Genomic DNA, 7,060 nt, shown 5'->3' with positions numbered 1-7,060 from the left:
GGGGGGGTGGGGTGGGTGGGGCGGGGGTGGGGGGGGGGGCCGCGGCCCACGGCGCGGGGCCGGGGGGGTGGGGGGGGGGTGTCCCCGCCCCCCCCCCCCCCCCGCCGGATCGAGCACCTCGGGACGAGCTCAGGTCAGATCGGGAACCCCCGGTCGCGGTACTCCTGCTCCTCGTCGTCGTCCAGGAAGTGGCAGGCCCCCGTCTCCAGGTCCACCACGATCGGCGGGTTGCCGGCCAGCCGGGCGAACTCGTCGCCATGGTCGAGGAAGTCGACCGTGTCGAACGGGATGACGAAGTGCCGGCCGTCCTTGAAACCGTGTTCGGGCGCGACGCGCACGACGTTGTCGAAGTCGGGATCCGGGTTCAGCCGGATGTCCTCTTCGAGGAATGCGGCCGCCGCGGCCGCCGCGGCGCGATCATCGAGCATCTCAGGACTCCTCGGCGAGGAGGGCGGCGGTCGGGAGGCGTTGCAGGAGGGTGGCGGGGATCAGGGCGGCGCAGGTGGCCAGCAGGGCGCCGGCGGCGACGGCTGAGCCGGCGGTCGTGAGCAGGGCGGCGGACAGGTCACCGACGAGCCAGGCGGCGGCGGTCACGCCCACGGTGGCGCCCCCGAGGCCGCCGAGGAGGCCGATGCCGAGGCCCTCGGCGGCGACGAGGCGGGCGAGAGCAGCCGAGGTCCAGCCGGTGGCGCGGAGGGTGGCGAGCTCGGCGGCGCGGTCGCGGATGTTCAGGTAGAGGACGTCGGCGACGGCCAGGACGCCGAGCAGGATCGTCGCCGCGACCGCGATCGTGTCGACGGTCCTGACGCGCAGGGAGACCGCGTCGCCGAGGAGGGTGCCGACGATCGCGCCGTGGAAGGCGAAGGTGATGGCGCCGAGGACGGTGGCGGCGGTGATGCCGATGGCGAGGGCGCCGCCGGCGAGGGCGGTGCGGCCGGGGACGCGGACCAGGTTGAGCAGGCCCATGGTGACCGGGCCGCGGGGGCGGCCGGCGCGGCGCGGGCGGGTGACGGCGGGGCGCAGGCCGTCGGCGGGGCGGCCGCGGGCGGCGCCGAGGGCCGGCAGCAGGCCGGCGAGCAGGGACAGCACGACGGCGGTCGGCAGCGCCAGCAGGGCCTGCGTCCAGCTGGTGCGGACGTCCAGCAGCCCGCCGAGCGGGCCGGCGAGGGCGAGGGCGCCGAGGCCCGCGACCGTCCCGATGACGAAGACCTCGCCGAGGACCGCGGCGAAGATCCGGTGGGCGGGCCAGCCGAGCGCGGCCAGGGTGGCGAGCTCGGCGCGCCGGTCGCGGACGCCGGCGGCGACGGCGTTGGCGAGGAAGAGCGCGCAGACCACGAGGACGAGGACGAACAGGAGGGCGCTCTTGCGGTCGATGGCGGTGATGATGCTCGCCGCGACGCCCTTCTTCACCCATTGCTCGGTGACGCGCAGCTCGGGCCGCTGGTACTTGCCGGCGGCGAGGGTGACGGTCTGCGGGGAGGGCGAGGAGCCGTACGTGATGTCGACGTCCAGGCCGGTGCGGGCGGAGATCTCCTCCGCGACGACGCGGACCCGCTCCCGGGAGGTGGCGGAGAAGCCGTGCACGCCCGCCACGCGGACCCGGATGGCGCTCAGCGGCGCGGCCTTGTCGGTGCCGATGGTGTCGTTGAGGATGTCCGGCAGCGCCGCGATGCTGGTCAGCAGCATCGGTGGGGACGACAGGTACCCGCCCGGGTTGCCGCCGGGGGCGAGCGGGTGGTCGCCGAGCAGGTCGCGGGTGGCCTGGTCGGCGCCGACGACCAGGGGCGGTTCGTAGGTCTCCATCGGCACGCGGCTGAGCGGGTTGAACGTGGTGAGCCGGGCCGGGTCGAACGTGCCGACGATGCCGAAGTCGGCCGTCGTCATCTCGCCGTTCGCGCGCACCGACACGTTCTTCACCGTGCGGAACGAGGTGTCGTCGAGCTGCCACGGCGCGGGGAAGCCTGAGGAGTACGGCAGGACGTACGCGGCCGCGTTGTCGGGCACGGGGACGGCGGTGAGGCTGCCGTCCGGGGCCTGCGCGTAGGAGACGCCGCCGATCTGCAGGAGCCACTCATGGCTGTAACGGAGGCCGAGGCCGAGGCCGGTGCCGACGGTGTGCTGGTAGGCGGCGTCGGCGTCCAGCACGTCGTCGCGCACGTGGGTCGCGGGTGCGGCGGTCATCGCGGCCAGCATCGCCTGCGACGTCCCGGCGGGCACGGCGGGCAGCGGTGCGTGCGAGATGCTGACGGCGGTGGTGGTGTCGGCGTACCGGCGCGACGACGCCAGCACGGGCACGATCATGCGCCGCTCGGAGGTGCCGGGAATGGCGGTCGCCTGCGCCGGCGTGTTGGCGAGGAACGTGCCCTGCGTGGCGCCGCGCAGCCCGACGAGCCGGTCCTCGGCGTCGGGGTCGACGGCCGCGACGAGCATCGGCTCGTGCCACGTCAGGGAGATGCTGAGCCGTTGCTGCGGCTCGGTGTCGTACAGCGTCTCGAACCGGCCGTCGGGGCGCCGCCGGAACGCGAAGACGTCCTGGTTGGTGGCATCGGTGACCTGGCCCTGATCGATGAACGGGCACACCTGACGGCCCTCCTCGAGCAGGCCCGGGGTGCCCTGGCACAGCTGCTGCCACGGCATCGTCTGGCCGCCCGAGAACTGCAGCAGCTCCTCGTTGCGGCCGAGCCGCGGCCACGAGACGTCGTGCGTGGTGACGTACACCCATGCGGGGGTCGCCGGTGTACGGCTGAGCCCGCGGTCCGCCAGCAGCGTGCGGTCGACCCGGATGACCTGCCGGTCCAGCTTGGGGTCGACGAGGTCGGTGAGGTCGACCGGCGCGACGACGGCGGCGTTGAGCGACCCGGCCATCGCGATCGGCGCGGCGACGTCGATGCCGGGCACCGAGCGGACCTTCGCCCAGTCGTCCATGGTGAGCCCGCCGTAGATGCCGGACACCGCGTTGGGCCGCAGCAGCGCGCGGTCGCCTTCGAGCGGCAGCCGGCTGCCCTTCGGCCTGACGAGGATGTCGTACGCGGCCCGCACGTTGGCGTCCACGGTGCCGGTGACCTCCAGCCGCGCGGTGGCGGTTGCGCCGGTCAGCACGGTGAAGCCGGTGGTGGCGGTGAGCACCCCGACGAGGAGTGCCACCGCCCGCCCCGCCCGCCCCCGAAGATGTGCCCAGACGAATCGGATCACCCGCACACACTGACCTATACATTGTGACAATGCAAGCCCCATGGGGCGTCAGCGGCGCGGTCCGCCGCCCGGGCCGAGGGTGCCGGCCTCGGCGGCGCGGATGATGCGGCGGAAGGTGGGGCACTCCATGTGCGTTGGGGCCGGGCAGGCCGCCGCGTGGCGGAGGGAGTCGCGCAGGACGGTGAGCCTGCCGATCGTCGCGTCCAGGTCGTCGGCCTTCGCGGCGAGCACGGCGCGGTCGATGCGCGGGCTGCCGTCGGGGGCGAACATGAGCGCGATCTCGTCCAGGGAGAAGCCCGCGGTGCGCCCGAGCGCGATCAGCGCGAGCCGTTGCAGCACGCCCGGATCGAACTGCCGGCGCAGGCCGGCCCGGCCGACCGAGGCGATCAGGCCCTTCTCCTCGTAGTAGCGCAGGGTGGAGGCGGCCAGCCCCGAGCGGCGCGCCACCTCGGCGATGTCCAGGTTCGTCATCGGCTTGACCTCAAGTCGGCTTGAAGTGAAACCGTCCCATCCGGTCACCGTTCATGGCAAGGGGGAGCTGAGCATGGAACAGCAAACGGCACTGTGGAACGGCCGCGCCGGGCAGGCGTGGGTCTCGGCGCAGGCGATGCTGGACGAGGTGTTCCGGCCGTTCGAGGACCTGCTGGTCGCGGCGGTCCGCGGCGGCAGCGTGCTCGACGTCGGCTGCGGCACCGGCGGCACGACCGTCGCCGCCGCCCGGAAGGTCGGCCCGGGCGGCCGCTGCGTCGGCGTCGACATCGCCGAGCCGATGGTCGCGGCGGCGCGGGAGCGGGCCGGCCGCGAGGGGGTGCCGGCCGTCTTCGTCCAGGCGGACGCGCAGGAGCACGACTTCGGGGCGGCGGCGTTCGACACGGTCATCTCCAGGTTCGGCGTCATGTTCTTCGCCGACTCCGTGCGCGCCTTCACCAACCTGCGCCGCGCCGCCGCCCCGGGCGCGGTCCTGCGCGCCGTCACCTGGCGCGGCGTCGAGGAGAACCCGTTCATGACGACGGCGGAGCGGGCCGCGGCGCCGCTGCTGCCGTCGCTACCGGCTCGCCGGCCGGACGCGCCGGGGCGGTTCGCGTTCGCCGACCCGGCGAAGGTGCGGGGCATCCTGCGCGACGCCGGCTGGACCGCGGTCGACATCCGCCCCCTCGACGTGCCGTGCGCCTTCCCGGAGGCGTCGCTCGTGCCGTACTTCACCCGGCTCGGCCCGCTCGGTCTGGTCCTGGGTGACGTCGCCGAGCCGGCCCGGACCCGGATCGTCGAGACCGTCCGTGCCGCGTTCGCCCCTTTCGTCCAAGGCGACGAGGTCCGCTTCACCGCCGCCTGCTGGCAGGTCGACGCGCACGCCCCGGCGGCCGTTGTCACCTCGGGGTGAGGTGGCCGGCGCAGGACTCGCGCCGGTCGCCGCCGGACTTCGTGCCGTCGGGGCAGACCACGTTCACCCACGTGACGTCGTCGAGGTCGGCGTCGTCGAGGCGGGCGCCGCGCAGGTCCGTGTCGGCCAGGAGGGTGCCGGACAGGTCCGCGCCCCGGACGTCCGCGCCGCCGAGATCGGACCGGCGGAGCTCGGTCTGCCGCAGGTGTGCCCCGCGCAGCACGGCGCCGCGCAGGCCGGTGTCGGCGAACGTGCTGCCGTTCCAGGTGGAACGGCGCAGGTCGGCCCGGCCGAGCTCGACGCCGGTGAGGGTGGCGTCGCGGACGTCGGCGCCGGTGAGGTCCGCGCCGGTCAGGTCGACGTTCTCCATCGACACCGTCCGCAGGTTCGCCTCGTGCAGGTTGCTGCCGCTCAGGTTCGCCTCGCGGACGAAACCATCCACAGTGGACCGCTCCAGGTCGGCGCAGCGCAGCCGTCGCTGGGACAGTTCGGCGTCGTTGACCGTCCGGCGTGGCATCGAGACCGCGCCGGGGTCCGCGCACCGCCGTCCATGGGTCTCGTTGTCCCGCGTCTGTACGACCAGCAGCACGCTGAGCAGGACGGCGCAGAGCAGGCATCCTGCCGCGACGCGACGCGGCCGGCGCCGCACCGCGTGTCGCAGCCTCGCCATGCCACCGACGTTCACCGTGGGCCCGGCAAGACGAGGGGGTGCAGGGTCAGGCGGAGGATGCGGTCGTCGTCGGTGGAGGGTCCGCGGTCGAGGCGGCCGTCGCGGTTGGACGTGGTCATCCAGACGCTGCCGTCGGGCGCCCTGACGGCGGTGCGCAGGCGGCCGTACGTCGTGGCGAGGGCCTCCACCGGCTTGTCCGGCACCCCGCCGCCGGGCCGCCACCGGATGCTCGGCGCGTCGGTCCCGCCGCCCTCGATCGGCCGGCTGCCGGCCTCCTTCTGCAGGCTGCGGTCGAGGCCGACGAGGTACACGCGCTGCCCGCGCAGGCAGGTGACGACGGCGGTGCCGCCGAGCACGGCCACGTCGGCGCTGACCCCGACCTCCGGGTGCCACGTCACGACCGGGTTGATGTACTTCGGGTTGGTGCCCATGCCCTCCACGAGCGGCCAGCCGTAGTTGCCGCCGGGCACGATGACGTTCAGCTCGTCCCAGACCGCCTCGCCGATCTCGGTCTCGTACATCGTGCCGTCGGCGGCCCAGTCCAGGCCCTCCGGGTTGCGGTGACCGTAGGACCAGACGAGCGAGCCGCGGAACGGGTTGCCGGGCGGTGGCTTGCCGTCGGTCGTCATCCGCAGGATCTTCCCGCCGAGGTTGTCGAGCTGCTGCGCCGCCTCGGTCCTCGACGCATCCCCGGTGGTCGCGTACAGGTACCCGTCGGGGCCGAACTCGAGCCGCCCGCCGTTGTGGATGCCGCCGCGCGGGATGCCGGTGACGATCGGCATCGGCCGCTCGCCGAACTTCAGCTTGGCGACCCGGTTGTCGACGGCGGTGGTGTAGTAGATGTAGACCGTCTGGTCGACGGCGAACCGCGGCGACGCGGCGATCCCGAGCAGCCCGCCCTCGTTGTCCGACACCGCCTCGCTGATCTTCGTCACCGGCGTGACCGTCAGCGCGCCGTTGGCCGCCCTGCCCGGTCCGACCCGCAGGATCCGCAGCGTCCGCCGCTCGGTGACGAGGGTGCTGCCGTCGGGCAGGAACGTCAGGCCCCACGGGACGTCGAGGTGCCGCGCGATCGTGGTGACGGCGACCTTGGCGTCGCCGCTCGCCGACGGGTCGACCGGGCCGTGACCGAAGTCGGTCGGGTCGGTGACGCCCGGCGCCGCGTTCTTGGGCGGTGGCTTCGCCGGGGCGTCGGACGTGCAGCCGGTGGCAACGCCCAGCAGCAGGCAGAGCGCGACGGCGCCCGCGCGGACGGGTGTACCCATGGACCGGCCTCCGCTCGCGCAGCCGAACATCGTCTCCCTGCACGATCACGAATCCGTGCCTTCTCCGGCGTCACCCACGGCGGGGGAACGTCACCGGGCGTTTGACCTCGTGTCAGGGCGGGCACAAGGCCGTGGAGTCGAGCACCCGTACCGTTGAGGGAGACCAGATGAGACTGCTGACATTGGCCGCCGGGCTCGCCACCGGTTACGTGCTGGGCACCCGTGCCGGCCGCGGCAAGTACGAGCAGATCGTCGAGGGCGCCCGCCAGCTGCGTGCCAACCCGACCTTCGCGCAGGCGCAGGCGACGGCGAAGAAGCTCGCATCGTCACCGCCCACCGCCTCGATCACGCCACCCGCGGCGTCGCCCGCGATGTCGTCCGCCACTTCACCCGCGATGTCGTCCGCCGCGTCGTCCACCGCGACGGCGTCGACCCGGGCCGCCTCGAACGGCGCCGCCGCGAAGCCCAAGCCCCCGCGCGTCACGCCCGGCCAGTCCGCGCCGGGCGCCGACCCGCTGAAGTAACCACTCCGAACGATCCGACGGCCCCGGC

The 7,060-nt window shown here is 74.2% G+C and carries 7 protein-coding genes; 2 read left to right on the top strand and 5 right to left on the bottom strand.

The window, feature by feature from the left end:
• Window positions 1–134 precede the first annotated feature (134 nt).
• The 3 genes from AB0J72_RS36275 to AB0J72_RS36265 all read right to left on the bottom strand — a co-directional run bounded on the left by AB0J72_RS36275 (window position 135) and on the right by AB0J72_RS36265 (window position 3,663).
• Window positions 135–428, bottom strand: a complete 294-nt coding sequence (locus tag AB0J72_RS36275) for a YrhB domain-containing protein (protein WP_363406966.1) — start codon at window positions 426–428, stop codon at window positions 135–137.
• Between the two features lies 1 nt (window position 429).
• Window positions 430–3,144 (bottom strand): FtsX-like permease family protein, encoded by a 2,715-nt coding sequence (locus AB0J72_RS36270; RefSeq protein WP_363406963.1) that lies wholly within the window; start codon window positions 3,142–3,144, stop codon window positions 430–432.
• 96 nt (window positions 3,145–3,240) lie between these two features.
• Window positions 3,241–3,663: a helix-turn-helix domain-containing protein gene (locus tag AB0J72_RS36265; protein WP_363406960.1), complete on the bottom strand. Its 423-nt coding sequence runs from the start codon at window positions 3,661–3,663 to the stop codon at window positions 3,241–3,243.
• A 73-nt stretch (window positions 3,664–3,736) separates the two neighbouring features.
• On the opposite strand from AB0J72_RS36265, the gene AB0J72_RS36260 reads away from it, so the two are divergent.
• Window positions 3,737–4,573, top strand: coding sequence for a methyltransferase domain-containing protein (locus tag AB0J72_RS36260; protein WP_363406956.1), 837 nt, complete (start codon window positions 3,737–3,739; stop codon window positions 4,571–4,573).
• On the opposite strand, the gene AB0J72_RS36255 is transcribed toward AB0J72_RS36260, so the two are convergent.
• Together AB0J72_RS36255 and AB0J72_RS36250 are read right to left on the bottom strand one after the other, a co-directional pair.
• Window positions 4,560–5,243: a pentapeptide repeat-containing protein gene (locus AB0J72_RS36255; protein ID WP_363406953.1), complete on the bottom strand. Its 684-nt coding sequence runs from the start codon at window positions 5,241–5,243 to the stop codon at window positions 4,560–4,562. The two genes, AB0J72_RS36260 and AB0J72_RS36255, sit on opposite strands and share 14 nt — an antisense overlap.
• 11 nt (window positions 5,244–5,254) lie before the next feature.
• On the bottom strand, window positions 5,255–6,508 hold the full coding sequence (locus tag AB0J72_RS36250) for a PQQ-dependent sugar dehydrogenase (RefSeq protein ID WP_363406950.1): 1,254 nt from the start codon (window positions 6,506–6,508) through the stop codon (window positions 5,255–5,257).
• A gap of 167 nt (window positions 6,509–6,675) precedes the next feature.
• Here AB0J72_RS36250 and AB0J72_RS36245 point away from each other — a divergent pair, with 167 nt between their 5' ends.
• Window positions 6,676–7,032, top strand: a complete 357-nt coding sequence (locus AB0J72_RS36245) for a hypothetical protein (RefSeq protein WP_363406947.1) — start codon at window positions 6,676–6,678, stop codon at window positions 7,030–7,032.
• Window positions 7,033–7,060: the final 28 nt, after the last annotated feature.

The sequence above is a fragment of the Dactylosporangium sp. NPDC049742 genome, assembly GCF_040674675.1.
Taxonomy (GTDB): domain Bacteria; phylum Actinomycetota; class Actinomycetes; order Mycobacteriales; family Micromonosporaceae; genus Dactylosporangium; species Dactylosporangium maewongense.
This window is presented reverse-complemented; position numbering and strand designations above follow the sequence as displayed.

Excerpts from the sequence above, each read along its gene's own strand:
- AB0J72_RS36250 (WP_363406950.1), bottom strand. The coding sequence starts at position 6,508 with ATGGGTACACCCGTCCGCGCGGGCGCCGTCGCGCTCTGCCTGCTGCTG.
- AB0J72_RS36245 (WP_363406947.1), top strand. The coding sequence starts at position 6,676 with ATGAGACTGCTGACATTGGCCGCCGGGCTCGCCACCGGTTACGTGCTG.
- AB0J72_RS36275 (WP_363406966.1), bottom strand. The coding sequence starts at position 428 with ATGCTCGATGATCGCGCCGCGGCGGCCGCGGCGGCCGCATTCCTCGAA.
- AB0J72_RS36260 (WP_363406956.1), top strand. The coding sequence starts at position 3,737 with ATGGAACAGCAAACGGCACTGTGGAACGGCCGCGCCGGGCAGGCGTGG.
- AB0J72_RS36265 (WP_363406960.1), bottom strand. The coding sequence starts at position 3,663 with ATGACGAACCTGGACATCGCCGAGGTGGCGCGCCGCTCGGGGCTGGCC.
- AB0J72_RS36255 (WP_363406953.1), bottom strand. The coding sequence starts at position 5,243 with ATGGCGAGGCTGCGACACGCGGTGCGGCGCCGGCCGCGTCGCGTCGCG.